21 protein-coding genes and 1 pseudogene are annotated in these 22,630 nt (G+C 61.3%); 9 read left to right on the top strand and 13 right to left on the bottom strand.

Going from position 1 to position 22,630, the window contains the following annotated elements; translation table 11 throughout:
- Positions 1-137: 137 nt before the first annotated feature.
- The 3 genes and pseudogenes from AYM40_RS25925 to AYM40_RS42720 all read left to right on the top strand — a co-directional run.
- On the top strand, positions 138-335 hold the full coding sequence (locus tag AYM40_RS25925) for a hypothetical protein (protein ID WP_063499032.1): 198 nt from the start codon (positions 138-140) through the stop codon (positions 333-335).
- Between the two features lie 67 nt (positions 336-402).
- Complete coding sequence (locus AYM40_RS25920; protein ID WP_063499031.1) at positions 403-738, top strand: hypothetical protein; 336 nt, start codon at positions 403-405, stop codon at positions 736-738.
- Between the two features lie 16 nt (positions 739-754).
- A pseudogene (locus AYM40_RS42720) lies at positions 755-917 on the top strand (IS110 family transposase); the annotation flags it as partial.
- Positions 918-1,060: 143 nt separating this feature from the next.
- Here AYM40_RS42720 and AYM40_RS25910 read toward each other — a convergent pair.
- Complete coding sequence (locus AYM40_RS25910) at positions 1,061-1,960, bottom strand: IclR family transcriptional regulator (protein ID WP_236721087.1); 900 nt, start codon at positions 1,958-1,960, stop codon at positions 1,061-1,063.
- 205 nt (positions 1,961-2,165) lie between these two features.
- Positions 2,166-3,752: a class I adenylate-forming enzyme family protein gene (locus AYM40_RS25905; protein WP_063499029.1), complete on the bottom strand. Its 1,587-nt coding sequence runs from the start codon at positions 3,750-3,752 to the stop codon at positions 2,166-2,168.
- A gap of 191 nt (positions 3,753-3,943) precedes the next feature.
- Here AYM40_RS25905 and AYM40_RS25900 point away from each other — a divergent pair, with 191 nt between their 5' ends.
- The 4 genes from AYM40_RS25900 to AYM40_RS25885 all read left to right on the top strand — a co-directional run bounded on the left by AYM40_RS25900 (position 3,944) and on the right by AYM40_RS25885 (position 5,936).
- A complete protein-coding gene (locus tag AYM40_RS25900; protein WP_335341237.1) occupies positions 3,944-4,339 on the top strand; it encodes an acyl-CoA dehydrogenase family protein in 396 nt (131 codons plus the stop codon).
- The gene (locus AYM40_RS25895; protein ID WP_063499027.1) at positions 4,336-5,064 is read left to right on the top strand and encodes an SDR family oxidoreductase; all 729 of its coding nucleotides are present in this window, start codon (positions 4,336-4,338) and stop codon (positions 5,062-5,064) included. Before AYM40_RS25900 ends, AYM40_RS25895 begins: the two co-directional genes overlap by 4 nt.
- A 2-nt stretch (positions 5,065-5,066) precedes the next feature.
- Positions 5,067-5,249 (top strand): enoyl-CoA hydratase-related protein, encoded by a 183-nt coding sequence (locus AYM40_RS25890; RefSeq protein WP_063499026.1) that lies wholly within the window; start codon positions 5,067-5,069, stop codon positions 5,247-5,249.
- Between the two features lie 66 nt (positions 5,250-5,315).
- Positions 5,316-5,936 carry a 2-hydroxychromene-2-carboxylate isomerase gene (locus tag AYM40_RS25885; RefSeq protein WP_063499025.1) on the top strand — a complete coding sequence of 207 codons (621 nt, stop codon included), beginning with the start codon at positions 5,316-5,318 and terminating at the stop codon, positions 5,934-5,936.
- Between the two features lie 174 nt (positions 5,937-6,110).
- Here the strand turns inward: AYM40_RS25885 and AYM40_RS25880 are convergent, their stop codons facing one another.
- The 10 genes from AYM40_RS25880 to AYM40_RS25835 all read right to left on the bottom strand — a co-directional run bounded on the left by AYM40_RS25880 (position 6,111) and on the right by AYM40_RS25835 (position 18,683).
- Positions 6,111-6,968, bottom strand: a complete 858-nt coding sequence (locus tag AYM40_RS25880; protein WP_063499024.1) for a glycine betaine ABC transporter substrate-binding protein — start codon at positions 6,966-6,968, stop codon at positions 6,111-6,113.
- A 137-nt stretch (positions 6,969-7,105) separates the two neighbouring features.
- Entirely contained in the window at positions 7,106-8,365 is a 1,260-nt protein-coding gene (locus AYM40_RS25875) for a hybrid-cluster NAD(P)-dependent oxidoreductase (protein WP_063499023.1), read from the bottom strand.
- Positions 8,366-8,398: 33 nt separating this feature from the next.
- On the bottom strand, positions 8,399-9,709 hold the full coding sequence (locus AYM40_RS25870; protein ID WP_063499022.1) for an aromatic ring-hydroxylating oxygenase subunit alpha: 1,311 nt from the start codon (positions 9,707-9,709) through the stop codon (positions 8,399-8,401).
- Between the two features lie 73 nt (positions 9,710-9,782).
- Entirely contained in the window at positions 9,783-10,628 is an 846-nt protein-coding gene (locus AYM40_RS25865; RefSeq protein ID WP_063499021.1) for a drug:proton antiporter, read from the bottom strand.
- Positions 10,625-11,803 carry an electron transfer flavoprotein subunit alpha/FixB family protein gene (locus AYM40_RS25860; protein ID WP_063499020.1) on the bottom strand — a complete coding sequence of 393 codons (1,179 nt, stop codon included), beginning with the start codon at positions 11,801-11,803 and terminating at the stop codon, positions 10,625-10,627. Before AYM40_RS25860 ends, AYM40_RS25865 begins: the two co-directional genes overlap by 4 nt.
- A 4-nt stretch (positions 11,804-11,807) precedes the next feature.
- Positions 11,808-13,721 (bottom strand): (Fe-S)-binding protein, encoded by a 1,914-nt coding sequence (locus tag AYM40_RS25855; RefSeq protein WP_063499019.1) that lies wholly within the window; start codon positions 13,719-13,721, stop codon positions 11,808-11,810.
- A 2-nt stretch (positions 13,722-13,723) separates the two neighbouring features.
- Positions 13,724-15,787 carry an NADH:flavin oxidoreductase gene (locus AYM40_RS25850; protein WP_063499018.1) on the bottom strand — a complete coding sequence of 688 codons (2,064 nt, stop codon included), beginning with the start codon at positions 15,785-15,787 and terminating at the stop codon, positions 13,724-13,726.
- Positions 15,788-15,837: 50 nt separating this feature from the next.
- Positions 15,838-16,374, bottom strand: a complete 537-nt coding sequence (locus tag AYM40_RS25845) for a DUF5943 domain-containing protein (protein WP_063499017.1) — start codon at positions 16,372-16,374, stop codon at positions 15,838-15,840.
- 44 nt (positions 16,375-16,418) lie between these two features.
- Positions 16,419-17,390: a dipeptidase gene (locus AYM40_RS25840; protein WP_063499016.1), complete on the bottom strand. Its 972-nt coding sequence runs from the start codon at positions 17,388-17,390 to the stop codon at positions 16,419-16,421.
- 18 nt (positions 17,391-17,408) lie between these two features.
- A complete protein-coding gene (locus AYM40_RS25835) occupies positions 17,409-18,683 on the bottom strand; it encodes a serine hydroxymethyltransferase (protein ID WP_063499015.1) in 1,275 nt (424 codons plus the stop codon).
- Between the two features lie 455 nt (positions 18,684-19,138).
- Here AYM40_RS25835 and AYM40_RS25830 point away from each other — a divergent pair, with 455 nt between their 5' ends.
- Complete coding sequence (locus tag AYM40_RS25830; RefSeq protein WP_063499014.1) at positions 19,139-20,137, top strand: GlxA family transcriptional regulator; 999 nt, start codon at positions 19,139-19,141, stop codon at positions 20,135-20,137.
- 141 nt (positions 20,138-20,278) lie between these two features.
- On the opposite strand, the gene fdhA is transcribed toward AYM40_RS25830, so the two are convergent.
- Entirely contained in the window at positions 20,279-21,478 is a 1,200-nt protein-coding gene (fdhA, locus tag AYM40_RS25825) for a formaldehyde dehydrogenase, glutathione-independent (protein WP_063499013.1), read from the bottom strand.
- 315 nt (positions 21,479-21,793) lie between these two features.
- Between fdhA and AYM40_RS25820 the strand changes: the two genes are divergently transcribed.
- On the top strand, positions 21,794-22,609 hold the full coding sequence (locus tag AYM40_RS25820; RefSeq protein WP_063499012.1) for a creatininase family protein: 816 nt from the start codon (positions 21,794-21,796) through the stop codon (positions 22,607-22,609).
- Positions 22,610-22,630: the final 21 nt, after the last annotated feature.

The following is a 22,630-nucleotide window of genomic DNA, read 5'->3' as shown; positions in this document are numbered from 1 at the left end:
AATGCGCGTGAGGACGAAGTCCCAGTCAAGGGGCTGTCACACGCGAGTAATCGCCTGCGGTAATAGTCGTGCCGGTACTACTTGAATACCGAAGACACCTTCGCGTCGACGAAGGGCACACGATGGAGACATGGTTCATGAAGGCAGTCGTTCCGACATTGCATCGAGGCTCTCAACTCACGGCTATCGCATGTCCTGCGCACGGCGGTCTGCATGCCGCAGACCTTGTCATCGAAAAGCATGGCCTCGCGCCGAAGGCCTTCGCTGCGCTGGATTATTTCTTCGAAGACGAGCAGGCGTTGAAGTGCGTCCCCCTGGGGACGCATCTGGGTTGACATGAGAACGCGAGCCCCCGTCAGGCTCGATCATCATAATTCGCACAGTTTACCAACGGAGACCCGCATGCGCGATGTGCCACATATTGAAACGTCCTCCTACGTCCTTGGTCAGGAAACGCTGCGCTTCCTCGCGCGCGACGCCCGGAATTCCGGCGCCGCCCTTGTTTATTGGGAGGGGGTGACAGAACCATCGCGCGAACCCAGCTTTTTCGACGCCATGCAAAAGTTCGGTCCGCTGATGCAGCTGGTTCTGCCCGACGAACGCCCGGGTGTTTTCGTGAAGCGGAGTGCGGTTCACACAGTCCAGGATTGCGGAGTTGTGAAACGGCTCGTATTCAAGGACGGTTCATCGCTCGATGTTCGATATGCCGGCCCGTGCAGCGACCTCTACAACGAATGAACGCCAGGGTCATGCGAGCGAACGCGATCGCATGCACGCGGTTGGTGTACCGTCGCCACAAGACGAGGCCTCGCGTCATCTCCATGCGTGATCGAGGTCAGCTGCAAAAGGAAGTGCTGCAGCATCGCGACCCTATGAGAAAACTGCTGATAACCTTTGGCTGCTGGGACGAAGTCGACCAGCCGGAGTCCCGTGGCCGGTCGACAGACTCGATGAGGCACCCCACGTCAAGCCTGATTCGTTGAAACCCGTGACGCGCCGGGGGACGCCGGCTCATTCAGACTACCCCAATGAGGCTACGCGTGAACGATCTCCTCGCGCGTCAACCGGGGATACACGAATCATCCGAGCCCATTGGCATCCCGCCATATTCACCAATCTGGCCCAATTCAAGTCGAATTCTATTGACCACCTGGATCAGCTTCGGGCGAACTTCCTCGAACAGCCGCTCGGCAGGGAAGTCTTGCGTCGCCCCACCAGCGTTGACCACCATGAGTGGCAGTCCCCTGCCTGGGTTAAAAGGCATGGCGATTCCACTCACGCCCTTAAGCCACTCGTCCAAGGACGAGCAGCACCCCGTATCCGCATACTCTTGCAGTGCCCGTTCGACTCCCTGCTTGACGGCAGGCCACGAGCCTTCGTCGAAAGCGCGAATCCGTTCCATCAGTTCCGCGCGCTCACCGGCCGGAATGGCGGCGAGATAAGCACGGCCCATGGATGTCGTACCCAGCGGTATGCGTGCGCCGACGTCCATATTGAGTGTCACGACGGAGTCGTCGCGACAGCACTCCAGATGCAACATTGCCATCCTGTCGCGTGTGGCAAGCGCGACCATCGCTCCAACCTCTTCTGCGAGGCTCTGCATCAGCGGGCGTGCCACCTGGCGCACGTCGAGCTTCACCAACATTGCGCTGCCGAGTGCAACAGCCGCTGCGCCAAGGCGGTATTTGCCGGTCTCCGGAACCACATATAAATAGCCGAGCCTGGTAAGCGTGTACGTCAGGCGCGTGATGGTCGATCTCGGCAAACGGCAGCGCTCCGCGATCTCATGATTCGCGAGAAACATATCACCACTGCGAAAGCAGCGAAGTACGTCCAACCCTCGCGCGAGCGCGATTACAAAGTGCCGGTCGCCATCCCCGTCCCCTAATACGTCGTTATCGGAGGCCTCCGTTTCGACCATGCGTTTCTCGGTGGAGGCGGTCTGCGCGTTCAAAGCCATAAAATCCTCCGAATGAACAAAGCCCATATTTGAGAAGCCCCCTGCGGCAAGCCCACTCGGCCCATGCCGGCAGCAAGCGAGGGTAAATCGTCAACTCTTGTTCAGTGGATCCCCGCCGCCGCCTTGCTGCCACTTCTCCAATCCCGGGGCGGAAAATAGCATACCGCTGGCTGCGACGGGTCAAAATCACCCCAACCGGTGTTCTCTAATTCACTCGCCCAGGAGCGACCCGCCGCTCCTCGCCGCCCTTTGCCGCCAACTCCACAGCCAGATCCTTCAGCGCATTTTTCAGGATCTTTCCCGTTGGCGCGGACGGCAGTTGCGCCATGAAGTGGATCTCCGCGGGAATCTTGTAAGGAGACAATCGCTCCCTCAAATGGACCTTGATCTCATCTGCGGTAATCGTCGCGCCCGGATCAGCTTCGACGAACGCTATAACTTCTTCGTTATCCTCAACTACCCTGCCAACCACGGCGGACTGAATCACCAAGGGATGGGTATTCAGAGCCTGCTCGACTTCTACCGGGTAAACGTTGAATCCTGACCGAATGATCAAGTCCTTGGTCCGGCCCATAATGAAAACCGCGCCATCCGGCTCTTGCCGCCCAAGGTCCGCGGTATTGAACCAGCCATCTGCATTGACGGTCTCCCGAGTCAGTGCTTCGTCCCGGTAATATCCCAACATGAGATTCGGGCCGCGCACCCAAATCAAGCCCACATCGCCAGGCGCCACGTCCGCTCCATGCCTGTCGACGATACGAAGATCGACGCCAGGCACCGGGACTCCGACTGAGCAGTCTTGCCGGGGATCTGAAAGCACCGTCTGCGTCACGGTCGGAGCCATTTCGGTCAACCCATAATTATTCTGCAGGACCATGCCAAACGCCCGCTCCACGTCTTCTTTCAGCTTGGGCGTCAACGGCGAACCTGCTACGCCTATCGTGCGCAGACTATGCCCGCTGATATCGGTACCTGTGCTGCGACACCAGTCGAGCAGTTTTGCGAACATAACGGGAACCCCAAAAAGCATCGTTATGCGCTCTTCGAGAATTGCCTTGGCGAGCGTCTCCGGGGCAAACCGATCGTCAAGCAGCAAGGTGGTTCCACACGCCAGCGAGCCGACCAGGTTGCCGGACAACCCCATGATGTGCGCCATCGGCAGCACGCCATAGACCTTGTCCTCCGGGCTCAAGCGGCGCACGGTTCGAATCACCTGCGCGATGTGGAGCATGTTGGCGTGGCTGAGCATGACCGCCTTCGGTTGCCCGGAGGTGCCTGACGTATAAATCATGACCGCCGTTTGCTTCCTCGGATCTTCGCTGGTCGGCTCCGCGACGGCCTGCTCATTGAGCGGTCCGACCGCCAGCTCGCCGATGCCGGGCCATGATTCCGAAACAGCACCGTGACGATGAGCATGCGCGTCCGCATCCCGTCCAACGCCATGGGTGTAGAACGCCCGCCTCGCACCCGAATGATCGAGGAAACTGTCGATCTCGCGCGCTGAGAGACGGGCATTGACAACCACAGCCCAGGCATCAAGCGCACTCAGCGCAAGGACCAGAACGCCCACGGCCACGCAGTTCTCTGCAACGACCAGCACCCGGTCGCCTGGGCGAATTCCTAACGAAACCAGACGCTCGCTCACACGGCGGATCGAGACATCGAGTTCGCCGTATGTCTGGCGGTGCCGCTTGTCTTGCAAGGCAATGCCATTGGGTAGCTGGCTTACCCACGGTTCAATAATCTGATGGATTCGCGAGTATTCCGCGATCAACTGCCTGGCCTCTTCCATAGACACATCGTCTCCACGTTGGTATTGCCAGCCGGCATGGCACCGGCATGGCTGGGGGCTCAAATTCGGTTCATGCTACTGCTGTGCAGAACGGCCAGCAAGCGCACTTTCACTTCTCGGGGTTTTCCATAGGACGAACGTAAGGGCCACTTAGCAACCTTGACAGCGCATAAATCGCAAGCTTAGACTGAATTGCAGTTTTCAATTCCGCTATGCAGTTTTCAACGTGGCTACATAAAGTATTCGACTTATTCGGCGTGCCCATCGGTGCTTTTCAGGCGCTGCCGCATCGCATGGTTCAGTTGGCCCTCGAGATCGAACAATCGAGGTCCGCCGTGATCAATGCGGCGGCTGCGCTCGGTGCAGACCATGCCGCCCGCGAACGCGCCCTGTCGGCCGCGAAGTACACAATCGGACGAATCGGCACGCTGGTCGCGGAGGAAGGCATTCAACTGCATGGCGGAATTGGCATGACGCGCGAACTGCCACTTTCGCACTTCGCAAAGCGGTTGATCATAATCGACCATCAACTTGGCGATCGTGATCACCACCTCAAACGCTACATGTTCATGAAGAGAACGAAATGACGGACAAGAAAGCAATACTGGTCATTGGCGCGGGTGACGCCACCGGAAGTGCCATCGCTCGCAGATTCGCCCGCGAGGGCTATATCGCCTGTATGACGCGCCGCAATGTCGACAAACTCGCGCCGGTAGTGGAAGAGATCAAGGCAGCGGGGGGCGACGCGTACGCATTCGGCACTGACGCCCGCAAGGAAGAGGAAATGGTCTCGCTCATCGAACAAATCGAGCGCGACATTGCCCCGATCGAAGTCGCCGTCTTCAACATCGGCGCGAACGTCCAGTTCAGCATTACCGAGACCACCGCTCGCGTGTACTTCAAAGTGTGGGAGATGGCTTGCTTCGGCGGATTTCTCATGGGTCGCGAAGTCGCAAAGGCGATGTTGCCGCGCGGCCGTGGGACGATCATCTTCACTGGCGCCACTGCAAGCTTGCGCGGCCGCTCCGGTTATGCCGCGTTCTCGGGCGCCAAGCACGGACTCCGGGCACTCGCGCAGAGCATGGCCCGCGAGCTGTGGCCAAAGGGCATCCATGTTGCGCATCCGATCATTGACGGCGCCATCGACACCGACTTCATCCGGACCACCTTTCCGCAGCGTTATGCCCTCAAGGAGCAGGACGGCATCGTGGATCCAAACTCCATCGCCGACGCCTACTACCAGATTCACCTGCAACCTCGCAACGCCTGGACGCACGAGACCGAACTTCGCCCCTGGATGGAGGCATGGTAACCATGACGACAGAAATTGTTGACGTACTCGAAAACGGCATTCTGACGCTCGGATTCAATCGCCCATCGCACAAGAATGCAATAATGGAAGCGATGTATACGCGTCTTGCCGAGGTGTTCAACGATGCGAACGAGCGTGACGATGTGCGGGTTGTCGTGCTGCATGGAAGCGAGACCGCTTTCTGAGATTTCCAGGCGTCACCGCCAATCCCCAAACAATCGACGGCTTGCCAGCAATCCAAAGGAAGATTCATGACATCGCTTTCCGTGCAGTTCCTGTTCGACTTTGGCAGCCCGAATGCGTACTTCTGCCATAAAGTCATTCCAGACATCGCCGCCCGCACGGGCGTCGAATTCGAATACGTGCCGATTCTATTAGGCGGCCTGTTCAAGTTTACCGGCAATCGCTCTCCGGCCGAAGCCTTCGCAGGCATTCCGAACAAACTTGCCTACGAGAAGCTGGAGACGCAGCGCTTCATTGCAAAATACAAAATAGACAGTTTTCGCTCGAATCCATTCTGGCCGATCAACACGTTGCAAATCATGCGAGGAGCCGTGGCGGCACAACGTCAAGGATGCTTCACGCGTTACATTAACGCGGTCTACGCTCACGTGTGGGAACAGCAGCGAAACATGGAGGATCCCGAGGTTATCGTTCGATCCCTTCAGGAAGCCGGCCTCGACGGACACGCAATCTACGAAGGCACGAAAGATCCCGAGGTGAAAGCCGCGTTGATGGCAAACACTCAAGCCGCTTTCGAGCGCGGAGCCTTCGGTTCACCGACGTTCTTTGTTGGCGACCAGATCTTCTTCGGAAAAGACCGATTGCGCGAAGTCGAGGAAGAGATCGTTCGAGTCTCCGGGCTGAAATAGCCCTATTTGGCGCCGGGGTCCCACCCACCGTCGACGACGTTGGGCTCCCCGTTCACAACAACGTCAAAAACGCGATCGTAGCAGCGACAGAACGCGACACTCGCCTCGTCATGAACTGACCTCTAAAAGTTGCCGCTCCAAAGAAGCGGCAACGCATTCACGCAACGCACAAAGTCACTTCACCCAGCTATCCACACGGTCCCCATGCGCACTGATCCACGCATCGGCAGCGGCCGTCGGCTTCTCGCCGTTTTGCGTCGCAAGCATCACACTGTCGATCTCGCCCGGTTTCCATTGAAACTTCTTGAGGAACGCAACGACCGTCGGCGCTTTCGTCTCCAGTTCAGGATTGACGACGCTATCCACGTGCTCCGCTTCGCCGAACACCTTCTTCGGATCGTCGAGGAATTTGAGCTTGTACTTCGCGAACATCCAATGCGGCTTCCAGCCGGTCACGATGATCGGTTTGCTAGCCGCTTCCGAACGCGCCAGTTCCGCGGTCATCGCGCTGCCCGAGCTCGGCATCAGCTGATAATCCAGCCCGTATGCCTTGATCGCTTCGCTGGTTTTCTGCATTACGCCCGCGCCGGCATCGATACCGACAATACGCGAGCTGAATTCGGTCTTCTTCGCTTCGAGATCGCCGACGCTTTTCACGTCAGCGTTATCGGGCACGATCAGACCGATCTTCGCATCGTTGAAGTTGGGACCCAGGTCGACGACTTTATCCTTGAAGTTGTTCCAGTACGCGCCATGCGTGACCGGCAGCCATGCGGACAGCGTCGCGTCGAGGTCGCCGCGCGCCACCCCTTGCCACATCACACCGGCCGCCACCGGCACGAGCTGCACCTGATAGCCGAGGCGCTTTTCGATCACGCGCGCGGCCACGTTCGACGTCGCCACACTGTCGTCCCAACCCTCCACATAGCCGATCTTGATGGTCGGTCTGGTATCGGCCGACACACTCACGCTGCTTGCCGCCAGCGCCGCGCTTAACGCGCTCAACATCAGTATCTTTTTGACCAGTCTCATCGCCGCTCTCCCGTTCGTCATCCAAACTACCCATTGAGCATTTAGAATCGCCAACCAGAATTGCCAGGTAGCGTCGTTTTCCGACATCCAGTTGTCCGCAGGCGACCTCGACTGCGAATCCGGGTCCCGTTCCTGTCTTACTTATCGACGACGAGATCGCTCAACGGCTTGCTGCAGCACAGCAGCACCATGCCCTGATCGATTTCGCGCTGACGAATTCCGCCAGCGTGTTTCATGGCCACTTCGCCGGACACCAGCTTCACCTTGCAGGTGCCGCACATGCCCTGCGTACACGAGGCCGGGAGCCGCACACCGGCCTTCTTCGCCGCGTCGAGGACATGCTGGCCGCTGCCGCATTCGATCTCGCGATTGCTTTTGGCGAAGCTCACCTTGAACGTCGTTTCCGTCTCGAGGGGCACCTGCGCGGGTGTGAATCCAGCCGCCTGTTCACGCGCTTCGACAAAGCGCTCCACGGTGGCGGTCGGCGCCTGCAATGCATCGGCGACATGCGCGGTGGTCAATTGTGCGGCCACCTCGCTGACCGTCTCGAACGAGAAGCTTTCCTCGTGATAATGGCTGCGATCGAAGCCGCCTTCAGCCAGCAAATTTCTGACTGCCTGCATGTAGGGCGCGGGGCCGCAAGTGAAAATCTCGCGATCCAGAAAATCCGGCGCGATGAGCTTTAGCAAGGGCAAAGTCAGAAAGCCGGTGACGCCAGGCCAATTGGTCCGCGCGCCAAGCCGTTCACAGACGAACGCCGTGCGGAAATTGGCCTGATTCGATGCAATCAGATCGAGTTCGCGCGCGAAGATGATGTCGTCCGGCGTGCGAGCGCTGTGCACGAATACGATGTCGCTATCTTCGCCGAGTTCGTGATGCGCTCGGCTCATCGACATCAGTGGCGTAATGCCCGACCCTGCCGACAAAAACAGAAACTTACGCGCCGGATGCCTGGCGCAGGTGAACTCGCCGGACGGCCCCAGCACACGAACCTCCATGCCCGCGTGCAGATTGTCGTGCAGCCAGTTCGACACCTTGCCGCCAGGCACGCGCTTCACGGTGATGGAGACGGTGTGCGGACGCGTGGGGGGCGAAGAAATCGTATAACAGCGGTTCACCGCCTCGCCGTCGATCTCCAGCTCCAGCGTAATGAATTGCCCCGGTTCGAACACGAACGCCCGCTCGGAAGGCGCACGAAAGAAAAAGCTCTTGACGTCGTGAGTTTCCTGGCGGACCTGGCAGCACACCAGCGTGTCGTCGGTATCGCTGTTCCAGCGCGCCGGCAAGGTCTCCCAGAACCGCGGCTGCGTCACTCGGCTTGAAGTCTCACGGTGTGAAGTCTCGGGGTTCGGAGCCGGCTCGGGGCTGAGCTGAAGCGTCGCCTGATCGCGCATCATTATTTTCTCCCGCTCCTGGTCGCGGTATCGCGCTCAGCGCATGAAAGACACGACTTTTTCGCCGTGCGAAACCGGCGCATCGCCGGCATCATGGGTTTGGGGCGCATTGCTGTATTCCGCAATACGGCCGATGTACCACTCGCAGAACTTCTCGACGAGGCCTTCGGTGAACGGCGAATACGGACCCGGCTCGTAGGCGCTGCTGGTTGCGCCGCGTTGCGAGTATTCCACGAGCGCACGGTCCTGGTCATTGGTGGCGCGCCACACGGCCGTGAGATTGTTCACGTCGTAGTCGATGCCTTCGCGTGCATCCTTATGGACGAGCCACTTGGTGCGCACCAGCGTTTTTCCCGCCGACAATGGAATCACCGAAAAGCTGACGATATGGTCGCTCATGAAGTGATGCCACGAGTTCGGCTGCGTCCAGAACGAGAGGCCGCCGAGATCGGCCTGTGCGAAACCGCCGAGCAATTTCTTCGACGCCACCTTCGCGTCCATGGTCTGCGATTCGCCGTCGCGATCGAGCGGCAGGCGTTGCGTGCGGAAACCCGTGACCCGATCGGCCAGATGATCGATTTCCGCCGACGGCAGTTTCATCGCCTCCCATTGCGCGGTACGGCGCGCCACGGTCTCTTCGAACGCGGCCATGCCTTCTTCGTTGGCAGGCGTGCGTTGATAGCCAAAGCCATATTCGTAAAGCGAAATCGTCAGCTCGGGATGGTTCGCGACACAGTGATAGCACTCGCGATTGTTCTCCATCGTGAGCTTCCAGTTACCCTCTTCGATGATGTCGATCGACGCCGCGACCTTGCAGCCGGCGAGATCGTGCGGCAACAGATACGGTTCCATCGCGGCGCGCATCGCGGCGAAGTCGGCAGGCGGTTCATCCGCGAGACAGACGAAGATCAGGCCGGCGAGGTTCTCGAGGTGCACCGCTTTCAGGCTGTGCTTGCAACGGTCGAACTGGTCGCCCATGTGCTCGGCGAACATCAGATCGCCGTTCAGGTTGTAGGTCCAGCTGTGATACGGACAGACGATATTGCCGAGCGAACCTTTGTCCGTATTGCACAAACGCGCGCCACGATGGCGGCACACGTTATGGAACGCCCGCACCTGCATGTCGTCGTCGCGCACGATCAGAATCGAATCGTTGCCGATTTCAACGGTGATGTAGTCGCCCGGTTCCGGTACATCCGGTTCCACTGCGACCTGAATCCAGTGCTTGCGGAAAATCACCTCCATGTCGAGCGCGAAAATTTCCTCGCCCGTATAGAACGGCGCTTCCAGAGTGTGATTCCTTTTGCGGCGTTCGATCATTGCGCGAACGTCTGCCGAAACTTTCATGGTGTGCTCCGTTGCATGTCACGTCTGGCGCTGCGCCAGGCCCTCCTGGTCGCATGCTGGCCCGAACCGGAAATCAGTAATCCACGAGTTGATGCTCGCGCAAATACGCAAGGATCACTTGTGCTTTTTCGACGGAACTCCCTTCAATTACGACGCTCCCGCCGCGGCTTTCGGTCGTCGTCGCCGAGAGCATGCGGGCATGGCCGGAGCGCTTTTCGGCGGCGGCGAGGCGCACCGGTTTGGCGGTCGCGGGATGGGTCGTCCAGGCGAGGTCGTCGGGGTTGGCTGCGTGCGAGCTTCCGGCGCCCGGGCTTCCGGCATTCGGGTTCCCGGCATTCGGGCTCCCAGGCGTTTTTGTCGCGACCTGGCGGATCGTGCTGATCGTGCCTTCCCGCAGCCTTGCATAGGCGTAGCTCGGCGCCGTGTTGGCCATTGGATGCACCGCGATCAAAGCCGGCAACTGCACTTCGACGCGCCGGCGCAAACCCTTCGGCATGAATTGCCGGACTTCGGCGCAGCCGTTGCGCAGCGTCAGATCAACTGCCGCGCCGACCAAAGGCATATCCAGCGCATTGGCGACGCGATACGGCAGCATGCCGCTATCGAATGCGCCTTCGGCGCGGGTGCCGGTCAATACAAGGTCATAACCGCGCAGACGTGCGGCGAGCGGCGCTATCGCATCGCCTTGCAATTCAGGCGTTGCGGGCACTTCCAGCACCTCGACAGTACGCGCGCCGAGCGCAAGATACTCCTTCAGCGCCGGGTTCGACGGATCGCCCGCATGCAACACGTCGAGCGTCGCGCCGTGAGTTTTTGCGAGCGAAAGCGCTATCGTCAGCGCGGCGGCGTCGTTACGGCTGTAACGCGCGGTGCCGCTGACCGGGTGCCGCCCCACGGAAACCAGTACGGCGATCTTCATGCAAGCGCTCCTTCCGCAACCACCGTTGAATTCAATAGCGCGGCGCCAGCGCCGCGTGCCGTGCGCGCAACCGCCGCGGCTTCGTTCAGCGCCGCGATGGTCTCCTGCGCATCGGCGATGACGGTCAGATTCGCGCGCTTGGCGATTGGCGCGCTGGCGTCGAGATTCACGGCGATCACGTGCCGGCAATCCTTGATGCCCTGCAGATGCTGAACCGCACCGGAAATGCCGAACGCGATATAGACACTCGCCTCGACAGTCTTGCCGGTGGCGCCAATCTGCTTGTCACGGGTGAACTTGCCGTCGTCCACCGCGACGCGGCTTGCACCGATCGCGGCGCCTAACGTGTCTGCCAGACGCTCGAACGCGGGGACATCGCTGACGCCATTGCCTGCCGAGACGATGAAATCCGCCTCCTCGAGCGCGAACTGGGCAGCGTCGATTTCCTCGATGCCAAGATCGCGCACGATGCTTTTGGATGACACCGGTACGCCATCGAAACGCCACACCACTCGCTCGCCCGCGCCGACAAACGGCAGCTTCGGATCAGCCGCATTCTGTGCAAGCAAAACGACCTCGGGTAATGCACGCACGGCGAACGCCGTATTCGTCTGGATATAGGCCGCAACATGTGCCGCGTCAATTTCAACGACGTGCGTCGCGACGCTCGCGTTAGCGGCTGCCGCATAACGGCGGCCGAGGTCACCGTCGCCGGTGGCGTTGTCGGGCAGGAAAATGTGCGCCGGCGCATAGGCTGCGACGCACGCGGCCAATGCATTCAATTCGTCCAGCGGCGCGAAGGCGCGGCGGTCGAACATCGGCAACTCGATCAGCTTGTCGGCGCCGAGTGCGGCGGCGTCGCCGGTGAACTCGCCGAATACGAGGAGTACGACTTCGGTTGTCGCGTCCGCGATCAGCGCGGCGGCGGCCAGGGTCTGGCGCGCGTGATCGTCCAGCGCGCCGCGGTCCGTGTGAGCGGCCACCAGCAGCACACGCTGCGCCGCGGCCGTCGTGCGGCGCGGTTTCGCGTGCTCGCGATGCGCGGACGCCGTGGCGCCGTGCGCCGCGAATTCCATCGAGTCTGCGACGCCCGTCATGCCGAGCGTGATGCGCTTGAGCCCGTCGACCGTGATCGTGAACGGCCGGCGCGGGTCGATTCGTTTGAGAGTGTTCATCGCGTTACTCCAGCGCCGCGGCAACCAGTTCGGCGACGTCCAGCACTTCCGGGCGCGGGCCGACCACGCCTTCGAGCATCGCCGTGCAATTCGGGCAAGCCACCGCAACGATCTCGGCGCCGATCGTGCGGGCGTCGTCGATACGGATGTCAGGAATGCGTTTTTTTCCGGGGATGTCAGTCAACGGCGCACCGCCGCCACCGCCGCAACAACGTCCGCGCATACCGTTGCGTTCCATTTCGACCACCTTGATGCCGATGGTTTTCAGCAAACGGCGCGGCGCTTCCGTCTCACCGTTATAGCGGCCCAGATAGCACGGATCGTGATACGTGATCTTGCGGTCCGCAAACGCGGCGACCGCCTTCGGCGACAGCTTGCCGCTCGATACCAGTTCTTCGATCAGTGCCGTGTGATGCTGTACCTCGTAGAAACCGCCGAGTGCGCGATATTCGTTGCGCAGGCTGTGCAATACGTGCGGATCGGCGGTAACGATCTTGCGGAACGCGTACTGCGACAGCGTGCCGATCAGCCGTTGCGCGAGTTGCTGGAAGGTCGCCTCGTCGCCGAGACGCCGCGCCGTGTCGCCAGTATCGGTTTCGACGCCACCGAGCACCGCGTAGTCGATCCCCGCCCGATTCAGCACCTTGACCAGCGCACGCAGCGTGCGTTGATAGCGCATGTCGAACGCGCCTTCGCCGGCGATCAACAGCACGTCCACCGGACGTCCCGGTTGCGCCACCTGCACTTGCAGATCGACCGCCCAGTCGTAACGCGCACCGATGTCGTAACCGTTCGAACTGCCGGTCTCCCGCAGATTCGCGAGCGTGATCGGACCTTTGCCCGGTACGCTGCCTTCGACCAAGGTCTGGTTGCGGCGCATATCCACGATCGCGTCGACGTGCTCGATCAGCATCGGGCATTCCTGCACGCAAGCGCGGCAGGTGGTGCAGGACCACAGCGTGTCCGCTTCGATCAGGCTCGACACGAGCGGCTTGCCCGGCGCGCCGCCGTGTTTGCCGACCGGAATGCCAGGCGTCGGGCTGCCGGCATAAGCCTCGTCCGTGCCACCGACCATGCCCGTGACGAGATCCTGAATCAGCTTCTTTGGATTGAGCGGCTGCCCGGCGGCAAACGCGGGGCACGCCGCTTCGCACTTGCCGCACTGCACGCAGGCGTCGAAGCTCAGCAACTGGTTCCAGCGAAACTCGACCGGCTTGCCGACGCCGTATTCCTTCGCGTCGAGCAGCGGCGCTTTCAGCGCGGTCGGCGGCACGACATCGTTATCGTTGCGCTCGGCAAAGCGCTCCTGACGTGGATGAAACGCGAGATGCAGCAGACCGGCGAGCGCATGCTTCATCGGACCACCACGTGCGGCGCCGAACGTCATCGTGAATGCGCCAACTGCGATCAGCAGTGCGACGATAATCGCCAGCGCACCCGACATCGCCGCAGCCGGCAGCGCGATGAACAGCGCCAGCCCGAGCGCGAACGACCCAAGCAGCAGCGGCAGATGATCCCAAGGCCCACGCGAGAGCCGCGCCGGCACGGCCTTCGCACCATGCCGCCGACGCCAGACGAACACCGCGCCGACCAGCATCACCAGTGCTGCGAGGAAGATCAGCTTGTCGAGCCACGGCGAGTAGATCGCGAGGCCATAGTTGACGAACACCAGCGCCATCGCGAGGATCGCACCGCCCGCCGTCGCCACGTGCGTCTTCGCGATGTAAGGGTCACGCGCAACCACATGGTGCAGGTCGACGAAATAGCGCTTTGGAATCGCCAGCAGATTGGTCCAGCCGTACGCACCCGCCGCCGTGGCGCGGCCTTCGCGCCAGTATGCAGCGCGCCTGGCGAGCGCGAACGCTAGACCCGCCACCGACAACCACAGCAGGACGGTGATGACAAACACGGGGCTCATCGTCAGAAATCCTTGCAAAGGCGCAGCGCGTCATAGATCGCGCCGTGAATGTTGTGCATGGAAATGCAGTCGCCGACGCGGAACAGCAGGAAACGGCCGTTACCGAGTTCCTCGCTGAGCGACGGTTGCGGCTCGGACGCAAAGAGCTTGTGCACGTCCACCTGGCCGCGATTCACCGACTCGGGCTTGAGCGTCCAGTAGAGCTGGTCGTTCGGCGTGCTGCCGTTCTCGATCACCACCTGATCGACCGCACGCTCTTCCTGCTCTTCCGTGTACTCGTTGCGGATCACGGCGATCTTCTTGCCGTCTTCCTCATAGACCCTGTCGAGCCAGTAATTCGGCGTGTGAATCACGCCTTGCGCGTAGAGGCGGCGATAGAAAATCGGGAACGTGGTGCCGCCCACGTCGTCGGCAACCTTCACGTCAGGCGTCACGATCTCGACGTTCGAGCCGCGGCTCGACATGAAATCCGCGACGCCCGCGCCGGCGTGCGTGCTGACGCCGTCATAAACCAGCACGTTCTTGCCAGGCTCGACCTTGCCCGACAGCACATCCCATGAACTCACGGCGAGCCCTTCTTCGACGCCCCACGCCGCGACCTGCGACGTGAACGACGAGCCGCCCGTGGCCAGCACGACGATGTCCGGCTTCTCGGCCATGATGGTTGTTTCGTCGGCGGCGACACCGAGACGTCGATCGACACCGAGGCGCTTCGTCTCCATATCGAACCAGCGGACGATGCCCGCCATCTGCTCGCGCTGCGGCGCTTTCGCGGCCAGCATGATCTGACCGCCGACGTATTCGTTCTTCTCGAACAGCACCACGTCATGACCGCGCGACTTCGCCACCCGCGCCGCCTCCAGTCCAGCAGGACCCGCGCCGACCACGACCACCTTGCGCTTGGGCCCACGCGTCTTCGCGATCACATGCGGCATGGTTTCTTCACGGGATGTCGCGGCGTTCTGCACGCACAGCACGTCCAGCCCGTTGTACTGGCGGTCGATGCAATAGTTCGCGCCGACGCATTGCTTGATCTCGTCCTCGCGGCCGTCGCGGATCTTGATGACCATATGCGGATCGGCAATCTGCGCGCGCGTCATGCCGACCAGATCGACCATGCCGCTCGCGAGCAGGCGCTCGGCCTGACCCGCATCGCGGATGCTTTGCGCATGCATCACCGGGAGCTTCACCACCGACTTGATCCCGGCCGCGAGATGCACGAACGGTTCGGGCGGCAGCGCCATGGGCGGCATGCAGTTCGCCAGCGTGTTGTGCGTATCCGCGCCGGAACCGATCACGCCGAGGTAGTCGATCAGGCCGGTTTCGCTCATCGCCTGGGCGATCTCTTTCAGTTGTTCGTGATCGAGACCGTCTTCATGGAATTCGTCGCCACACATGCGCAGACCGATACAGAAGTCCGCGCCCACCGCTTCGCGCACGGCCTTCAACACTTCCGTACCGAAACGCAGACGGTTTTCGAGCGAGCCGCCCCACTCGTCGCTGCGGAAATTCGTACGCGGACTCCAGAACTGATCGATCAGATGCTGGTGGGCCGCCGAAATCTCGATGCCGTCCATCCCGGCATCCTTCACACGCTTCGCGGCCGCGGCAAAGTCCGAAATGATGCGGCGAATCTCTTCCACTTCAATGATCTTCGCATTGCCGCGGTGCACCGGCTCACGCACGCCCGACGGCGACATCAGATGCGGCCAATGCTCGCCATGAAATGCCGAGCGCCGGCCCATATGCGTAGCCTGAATCATGATCTTCGCGCCGTGTCGATGCATCGCTTCGGCGAGCCGCGCGAGCGGATCGATGATCTTGTCGGTGGAGAGATTCACCGACTTCCACCAGCCCTGCGGGCTGTCGATCGACACCGGGCTCGAACCGCCGCACACGGCGAGGCCGACGCCGCCCTTGGCCTTCTCTTCGTAGTAACGGATATAACGGTCGCCGGGCAAACCACCCGGCTCCGCATACACCTCGGCGTGCGCGGTGCTGACAATGCGGTTGCGCAACGTCAGTTTGTTCAGCGTGAGAGGCTTGAAAAGGTTCGGGTAACGCATCGCGATCGACCTCGGAATTGATAGGCTGTGTGCGGCTGTGTGCGTTGCCGTTACGACGCGAGCGGCGACACTTCGAACACGCAGTGATCGTGGCCTTCAGCCGCGCAGCGCGCTTCCTGCGAATGGGACGGCGGACCCTTGCGCTGTCCATCCGGCGCGGTGTCGTTGACCCAATCCATCGCGCCCGCGAACCAGCCGGCGAACATGTAGCAAAGCTTGCCTTCCTTGCCCGGCTGCGCGAGCACGAACGAGGAATGGTGCAGTTCGATGCGCGCACGCGAGCTGGACGGATCGGCTTCCGTGATCGTGAAGATGCCCCAGCCGCGCTGCGACAGACGGTTCAGGTAATGCTCGAACACCGCCATGCCGGCAATGCCGTGCTGTTTCGCTTCCTTGTCGCACCAGAAGTACGCGGACTTGTAGCCGGCCTTGTAGAGAATCCCGGCATACGTGTCGATGCCGAGCGCTTCCTCAACGGCAGTGTGGTTGTTCGTGAAGAAATGGCGCGGTACGTAAAGCATCGGCAGCGCGTCGGTCGTCCAGACGCCGGTGTTCGGATCGACGTCGATAGGCAATTGGGGTTGCATGTGGAGGCTCCGTTTTTATCGGTTCAGGTTCAGTGAATGGCGAATCAGACCTTCCAGACTTCGCCGAACACGCGTACCCAGTTTTCACCCATGATCTTCTTGATGCGCGTCTCGCTCCAGCCGGCGCGTTCCATCGCGGCCGTCAGGTTCGGAAACTCGCCAATCGTGCGAATGCCTTCCGGATTCACCACCTTGCCGAAGTTCGTCAACTGGCGATAACGGCCCTTGTCGTGCGTGATCCAGTCGAAGAACTCGGTGCTATAGCCTTGCGTGAAGTCCGTGCCGATACCGACCTGGTCTTCACCGATCAGATTCACCACGTAGTCGATGGCTTCGATATAGTCTTCGACGGTCGCGTCCGGGCCGCGCTTGAGGAACGGCGCGAACATCGTCACGCCGACAAAACCGCCTGCGTCCGCAATCTCTTTCAGTTGCTCGTCGCTCTTGTTGCGCGGATGCTCTTTCAGCCCCGACGGGCAGCAATGCGAGTAGCACACCGGCTTGTTCGACGCCGCGATCGCTTCGGACGACGTTTTACCGCCCACATGCGAGAGGTCGACCATGATGCCGACGCGGTTCATCTCCTGAATCACTTCCCGGCCATAGCCCGACAGCCCGCCGTCGCGTTCATAGCAACCCGTGCCGACGAGATTCTGTGTGTTGTAGCAAAGCTGGACCACGTTCACGCCGAGGTCTTTGAAGGCCTCGATATAGCCGAGGTTGTCCTCGAACGCATGCGCGTTCTGGAAACCGAAAATGATGCCGGTCTTGTGCTCTTTCTTCGCGCGCAAGATGTCGTCGGTAGTACGCACGAGCGTCAGGATCTCGCTATATTCGCGGATCTGCTGCTTCATCTCGGCGATGTTGTCGACAGTCTTCTGGAAGCTTTCCCAGACCGACACCGTGCAGTTCACCGCGGTCACGCCGCCCTTGCGCATGTCTTCGAACACCGAGCGCTCGAACTTCGAAATGTTCAGACCGTCGATGATGATGCTGTTGTCGTGCAAAGTGCTCATCGTTTGCTCCAGGCGTGCTTAGTAGATGGGAAAGCGTTCGCACAGCGCGAAAATCTCGCGGCGCACGCGTTGTTCGGTTGCGGCATGGCCTTCCGGATGATCGCGCAGCGCGTCGAGCACTTCGACGATCAGCCGCCCGACTTCGCGGAATTCGCTCACACCGAAGCCGCGCGTCGTGCCCGCCGGCGTGCCGAGGCGAACGCCGGACGTGACCGTCGGCTTCTCGGTGTCGAAAGGAATGCCGTTCTTATTGCAGGTGATGCCCGCGCGTTCCAGCGCCTGCTCGACCTGATTGCCTTTGAGGCCCTTCGGACGCAGATCGACCAGCAGCAGATGGTTGTCCGTGCCGCCCGTCACCAGATCGACACCCCCTGCTTTCAGCACTTCGCCCAGCGCCTTGGCATTCGCGAGCACGTTATCGATGTAGGTCTTGAAGCCCGGTTGCAGCGCCTCGCCGAACGCTACCGCCTTGCCGGCGATCACATGCATCAGCGGGCCGCCCTGCAAGCCGGGAAATACCGCCGAGTTGATCTTTTTGGCGATGTCTTCGTCATTCGTCAGCACGAAGCCGCCGCGCGGACCGCGCAGCGTTTTGTGCGTGGTCGATGTGACAACGTGCGCGTGCTCGACCGGATTCTGGTGACGCCCCGCCGCGATAATCCCGGCGATGTGCGCCATATCCACCATCAGCTTCGCGCCCACGCCGTCGGCGATCGCGCGCAGCCGTGCGAAATCCAGCGCGCGTGGATAAGCCGAAAAGCCGGCGATCAGCAGCGCCGGTTTGTGCTGCTGCGCGAGTTCCTCGATCTGCTCGTAATCGATCAGCATCGTGTCGCGATTAACGCCGTACTGGACCGCGTTGAACCACTTGCCCGACATCGCCGGCTTGGCGCCGTGGGTCAGGTGGCCGCCCGCGTCGAGCGACATGCCGAGCACCGTGTCGCCCGGCTTCACCAGCGCGAGCATCACCGCGCCGTTTGCCTGGGCGCCGGAGTGCGGCTGCACGTTGGCGAATTTCGCGTTGAACAGCTGCCTGATCCGATCGAGGGCCAGCGTTTCGATCACGTCGGCGTATTCACATCCACCGTAATAGCGCTTGCCCGGATACCCTACCGCGTACTTGTTGGTCAGCACCGAGCCTTGCGCTTCGAGCACCGCGCGCGACACGATGTTTTCCGACGCGATCAATTCGACTTGCGACTGCTGGCGCTCCAGCTCTTTCAAAATGGCGCCGCGCACCGCGGCATCACGCGTGGCGAGCGATTCTTCGAAGAAAGGATTCGGGTTCGACATGGAAGGTCCGTGAGGTGGTTGGCGGAGGGCCGGAAGCGGCTGCTAAGCGGGCTATGAAGCGGGCTATAAAGCGGACTGTGACGCCCTGCTGCTACCGGTCTGCATTGCGTCTATTCTTGACTCTCACCCCGCGCGCCAATTTACGAATTCAGACGCGTTCTTTGCCTTTTCCGCCATGAGCGTCCTTTTTCGACAAGTCGCGATGACAGGTTGCGAACGATCGTTAGCTAGTCATGTTCATGCTGCACTGCAGCTGATCGTTGCGCGCAGTTCGGGTGCCTGCACGATCGCCGGCGGCCCCGTTCTGGTGCCGTTCGTTTAGCTATCCGATTGTATCGATGGGCAACCGAGGGTTTAGCCGGATGGCACGGTAGTTGCCCTAGTCCTCAAAATTGCAGCAGTCGCCGCGCCCCCCGGCGACGCGACATTACAGATTCGAAGGAATCATTTCCCCCATGTCCACCGATCGCACGGCGTCGCTGTCGCATTTCGCATTCATGCCGGTTCCAAACTTCACGATGATCGCGTTCACCAACGCGATCGAAGTCCTCCGCATGGCGAACTACCTGACAGGACAAACGCTTTACCGCTGGTCGATCGTGAGCCCCGAAGGCGGACCGGTGACAGCGAGCAACGGTCTGGCGGTCGACACCGGCCCCGTCGAATGCGTCGGTCAGCCGGATATTGTGTTCGTGGTCGGCGGCATCGACGTGCAGCGCGCCACCACCGCCGCCCATCTCGTCGCCTTGCGCCGCTTCGCCCGCATGGGTAGCGTGCTCGGCAGCCTGTGTACCGGCACCTATGCGCTCGCGCGGGCCGGCTTGCTGGCCGGTTACGCATGTGCGATTCACTGGGAGAACATGTCGGCGCTCAAGGAAGAGTTTCCCGACACGCGCTTTCTGAAAGAGCTGTTCGTGATCGATCGCGATCGCGTTACGTGCACGGGCGGCGTCGCGCCACTCGACATGATGCTCAACCTGATCGCGCCGCGTGTCGGCACGGCACGGGTCACGCAGATCGCCGAGCAGTTCATCGTCGAACATGTGCGCGATACGAGCGCACAACAAAAAATGCCGCTGGTGGCGCGGCTCGGATCGGCCAACAAGTCGCTCTTCGAAGTGATCTCGCTGATGGAGAACAACATCGAAGAGCCGCTTTCACGCGAAGAGCTCGCGCGGCTCGCCGGAATGTCGCAACGGCAATTGCAACGGCTGTTCCGCGAGCATCTGGGAATGACGCCGACGCATTACTATCTGACGCTGCGCTTGCGGCGCGCCCGCGAGTTGCTGCTGCAGACCGACATGTCGATCATGCATATCACGATGGCTTGCGGCTTCCAGTCGGCTTGCCACTTCTCGAAGAGCTATCGCGACGCGTTCGGCACCGCGCCGACGCGCGAACGGCGCAAGCAGGCGCCGTCGCTGGCTCCCGTCACGCCTGTGATGGCAGCTTGAGTCGATTGCCTCGCTGACAACTTCGCCGCCTGAAAACACAACGCGTTGAACGGGAACCCGCGCAACGCGTGCGTTGTGATCACGCTGTTCAGCCTTGCGCGACAGGCTCCGAAGGGACCGCGAACGCGGTCCCTTCGCGCCTCAAGCCGCCTTCAGCAGCCCGTGCGGGTCGATCACAAACTTCTTCGGCGCGCCGCCGTCGAACTGCCGATAACCGTCCGGCGCCTCATCGAGCGATACAACCGTCACGTTGACGATGTCCGCAATCGGCAACCGGTCCCACAGGATCGCCTGCATCAGATTGTGGTTGTACTTCATCACCGGCGTCTGCCCGGTATGGAACGAGTGCGACTTGGCCCAGCCGAGACCGAAGCGGATGCTCAGGCTGCCTTTGCGGGCGGCGGCATCGGTAGCGCCCGGATCGTCCGTCACGTAGAGCCCGGGAATGCCGATCGCGCCCGCAGCCCGGGTGATTTCCATCAGCGAATTGAGCACCGTGGCCGGCGCTTCCTCATGCGAGCCGCTGCTGCCGTGGCCGTGCGCCTCGAAGCCGACGCAGTCCACGGCGCAATCCACTTCGGGTATGCCGAGAATCTGTTCGATCTGCTCGCCGAGCGTGGCGTCCTTCGACAGATCGATAGTCTGGAAACCCATCTTGCGCGCATGCGCGAGACGCGCCTCATTCATATCGCCGACGATGGTGCAGGCCGCGCCCAGCAAGCGCGCCGAAGCGGCTGCCGCCATGCCCACCGGCCCGGCCCCTGCAATGTAGACAGTAGCGCCGGGCTTCACGCCCGCCATCACCGCGCCGTGATAGCCGGTCGGCAGAATATCGGAAAGGCACGTCAGGTCGCGGATTTTCGACATCGCCTGAGCGCGGTCGGGGAATTTCAGCAGATTGAAGTCAGCGTACGGCACCATCACGTACTCAGCCTGGCCACCGATCCAGCCGCCCATGTCGACGTAGCCATACGCTCCGCCAGCCCGTGACGGATTCACATTCAGGCATACGCCAGTGTGCTGCGCCTTGCAGGTCGGGCAGCGTCCGCAAGCGACGTTGAACGGTACCGACACCAGGTCGCCGATCTTCAACGTTTCAACATCGCGGCCCACTTCGATCACCTCGCCGGTAATCTCGTGGCCCAGCACGAGGCCGACCTCGGCGGTCGTGCGGCCGCGCACCATGTGCTGATCGGAGCCGCAAATATTCGTGCTGACCACCTTCAGGATCACGCCGTGACCAATCGACCGGCCACGCGGATCGACCATCTTCGGAAAGTCGATCGACTGCACTTCCACCTTGCCCTGCCCCAGATACACGACGCCGCGATTGCTGCTCATTTGCCTGTCTCCATGTCTTGTGAGCGGCGCGCCCGACTCGATGTGGCACGCCGTTCAACGAGCGTAGCGCCCGCTGAAACAAAGGACATGCACCGAACACGACACCGGTTTGGCAGGAACCGACAAGCAAGGTGCAACCGTATGAACGGTGGCCGGCATTCGTCAATTTCGAGGTGACCTCAACAAATGGACTTTCGTGCGCCAGGCCGACACGGCAAATAGCACGGCGCCCCTGCCCGCCGGTGAGCGGCGAGCGCGTGCTATCTTCACGTCATGTTCAGAGCCCAAAGACGCATTTCCCACGAGGCCCCCTTCATGCGCTTTCCACTAAGACGAGCTTTCGCATCCGTCATTTTGCTCATCGCCACGCAGCCCGTTTTCGCTCAACCCTCAAAAACCGTGCTCCTTGAGGACCTGACCTGGACCGAACTGCGCGACCAGATTCAGGGGGGCAAGACCACCATCATCATCCCCATTGGCGGAACCGAGCAAAGCGGCCCCGATGTCGCACTCGGCAAGCACAATGCACGCGTCAAGGTGCTGTCGCAGCGCATCGCCGAGGGCCTCGGCAACGCGATCGTCGCGCCGGTCATCGCCTACGTGCCGGAGGGCGGCTACGCTCCGCCGACCTCGCACATGCGCTTTCCCGGCACGATCACCGTGCCGGACGACGTGTTCGAAAAGACGCTGGAATCCGCCGCGAACAGCTTCAAGGTTCACGGCTTCACCAACATCGTCTTTCTCGGCGACCACGGCGGCTATCAGAACGATGTCAGGCGCGCCGTAGCCCAGCTCAACAAGAGCTGGGCCGGCTCGGGCGCCCGCGCATTCGTGCCGCCGGAGTACTACGGCACCAGCTCGGACGGCTACGCGCAGATCCTGCGGCAGCACGGCGTCAGCGATGCCGAGATCGGCACTCATGCGGGACTCGCGGATACCTCGCTGCTGCTGGCGGTCGCGCCGCAGATGGTACGGATCGAGCGCCTGCGAAGCGGTCCGAAACTGGGACCGGCCGACGGCGTCTATGGCGGCGACCCGCGGCACTCGAGCATCGAACTCGGTCAACTGGGCGTTGACGCGATCGTGTCGCGGACCATCGACGACATCAAAAAAGAGACCGCAAGCCGTTAAAGCATTCAACAGACTCCTGCT

The organism is Paraburkholderia phytofirmans OLGA172, assembly GCF_001634365.1.
Classification (GTDB): domain Bacteria; phylum Pseudomonadota; class Gammaproteobacteria; order Burkholderiales; family Burkholderiaceae; genus Paraburkholderia.
The sequence above is the reverse complement of the archived record's forward strand: the minus strand, read 5'-3'. Positions and strand labels throughout refer to the sequence as shown.

Excerpts from the sequence above, each read along its gene's own strand:
- AYM40_RS25925 (WP_063499032.1), top strand. The coding sequence starts at position 138 with ATGAAGGCAGTCGTTCCGACATTGCATCGAGGCTCTCAACTCACGGCT.
- AYM40_RS25920 (WP_063499031.1), top strand. The coding sequence starts at position 403 with ATGCGCGATGTGCCACATATTGAAACGTCCTCCTACGTCCTTGGTCAG.
- AYM40_RS25910 (WP_236721087.1), bottom strand. The coding sequence starts at position 1,960 with ATGGCTTTGAACGCGCAGACCGCCTCCACCGAGAAACGCATGGTCGAA.
- AYM40_RS25905 (WP_063499029.1), bottom strand. The coding sequence starts at position 3,752 with ATGGAAGAGGCCAGGCAGTTGATCGCGGAATACTCGCGAATCCATCAG.
- AYM40_RS25895 (WP_063499027.1), top strand. The coding sequence starts at position 4,336 with ATGACGGACAAGAAAGCAATACTGGTCATTGGCGCGGGTGACGCCACC.
- AYM40_RS25890 (WP_063499026.1), top strand. The coding sequence starts at position 5,067 with ATGACGACAGAAATTGTTGACGTACTCGAAAACGGCATTCTGACGCTC.
- AYM40_RS25885 (WP_063499025.1), top strand. The coding sequence starts at position 5,316 with ATGACATCGCTTTCCGTGCAGTTCCTGTTCGACTTTGGCAGCCCGAAT.
- AYM40_RS25880 (WP_063499024.1), bottom strand. The coding sequence starts at position 6,968 with ATGAGACTGGTCAAAAAGATACTGATGTTGAGCGCGTTAAGCGCGGCG.
- AYM40_RS25875 (WP_063499023.1), bottom strand. The coding sequence starts at position 8,365 with ATGATGCGCGATCAGGCGACGCTTCAGCTCAGCCCCGAGCCGGCTCCG.
- AYM40_RS25870 (WP_063499022.1), bottom strand. The coding sequence starts at position 9,709 with ATGAAAGTTTCGGCAGACGTTCGCGCAATGATCGAACGCCGCAAAAGG.
- AYM40_RS25865 (WP_063499021.1), bottom strand. The coding sequence starts at position 10,628 with ATGAAGATCGCCGTACTGGTTTCCGTGGGGCGGCACCCGGTCAGCGGC.
- AYM40_RS25860 (WP_063499020.1), bottom strand. The coding sequence starts at position 11,803 with ATGAACACTCTCAAACGAATCGACCCGCGCCGGCCGTTCACGATCACG.
- AYM40_RS25855 (WP_063499019.1), bottom strand. The coding sequence starts at position 13,721 with ATGAGCCCCGTGTTTGTCATCACCGTCCTGCTGTGGTTGTCGGTGGCG.
- AYM40_RS25850 (WP_063499018.1), bottom strand. The coding sequence starts at position 15,787 with ATGCGTTACCCGAACCTTTTCAAGCCTCTCACGCTGAACAAACTGACG.
- AYM40_RS25845 (WP_063499017.1), bottom strand. The coding sequence starts at position 16,374 with ATGCAACCCCAATTGCCTATCGACGTCGATCCGAACACCGGCGTCTGG.
- AYM40_RS25840 (WP_063499016.1), bottom strand. The coding sequence starts at position 17,390 with ATGAGCACTTTGCACGACAACAGCATCATCATCGACGGTCTGAACATT.
- AYM40_RS25835 (WP_063499015.1), bottom strand. The coding sequence starts at position 18,683 with ATGTCGAACCCGAATCCTTTCTTCGAAGAATCGCTCGCCACGCGTGAT.
- AYM40_RS25830 (WP_063499014.1), top strand. The coding sequence starts at position 19,139 with ATGTCCACCGATCGCACGGCGTCGCTGTCGCATTTCGCATTCATGCCG.
- fdhA (WP_063499013.1), bottom strand. The coding sequence starts at position 21,478 with ATGAGCAGCAATCGCGGCGTCGTGTATCTGGGGCAGGGCAAGGTGGAA.
- AYM40_RS25820 (WP_063499012.1), top strand. The coding sequence starts at position 21,794 with ATGCGCTTTCCACTAAGACGAGCTTTCGCATCCGTCATTTTGCTCATC.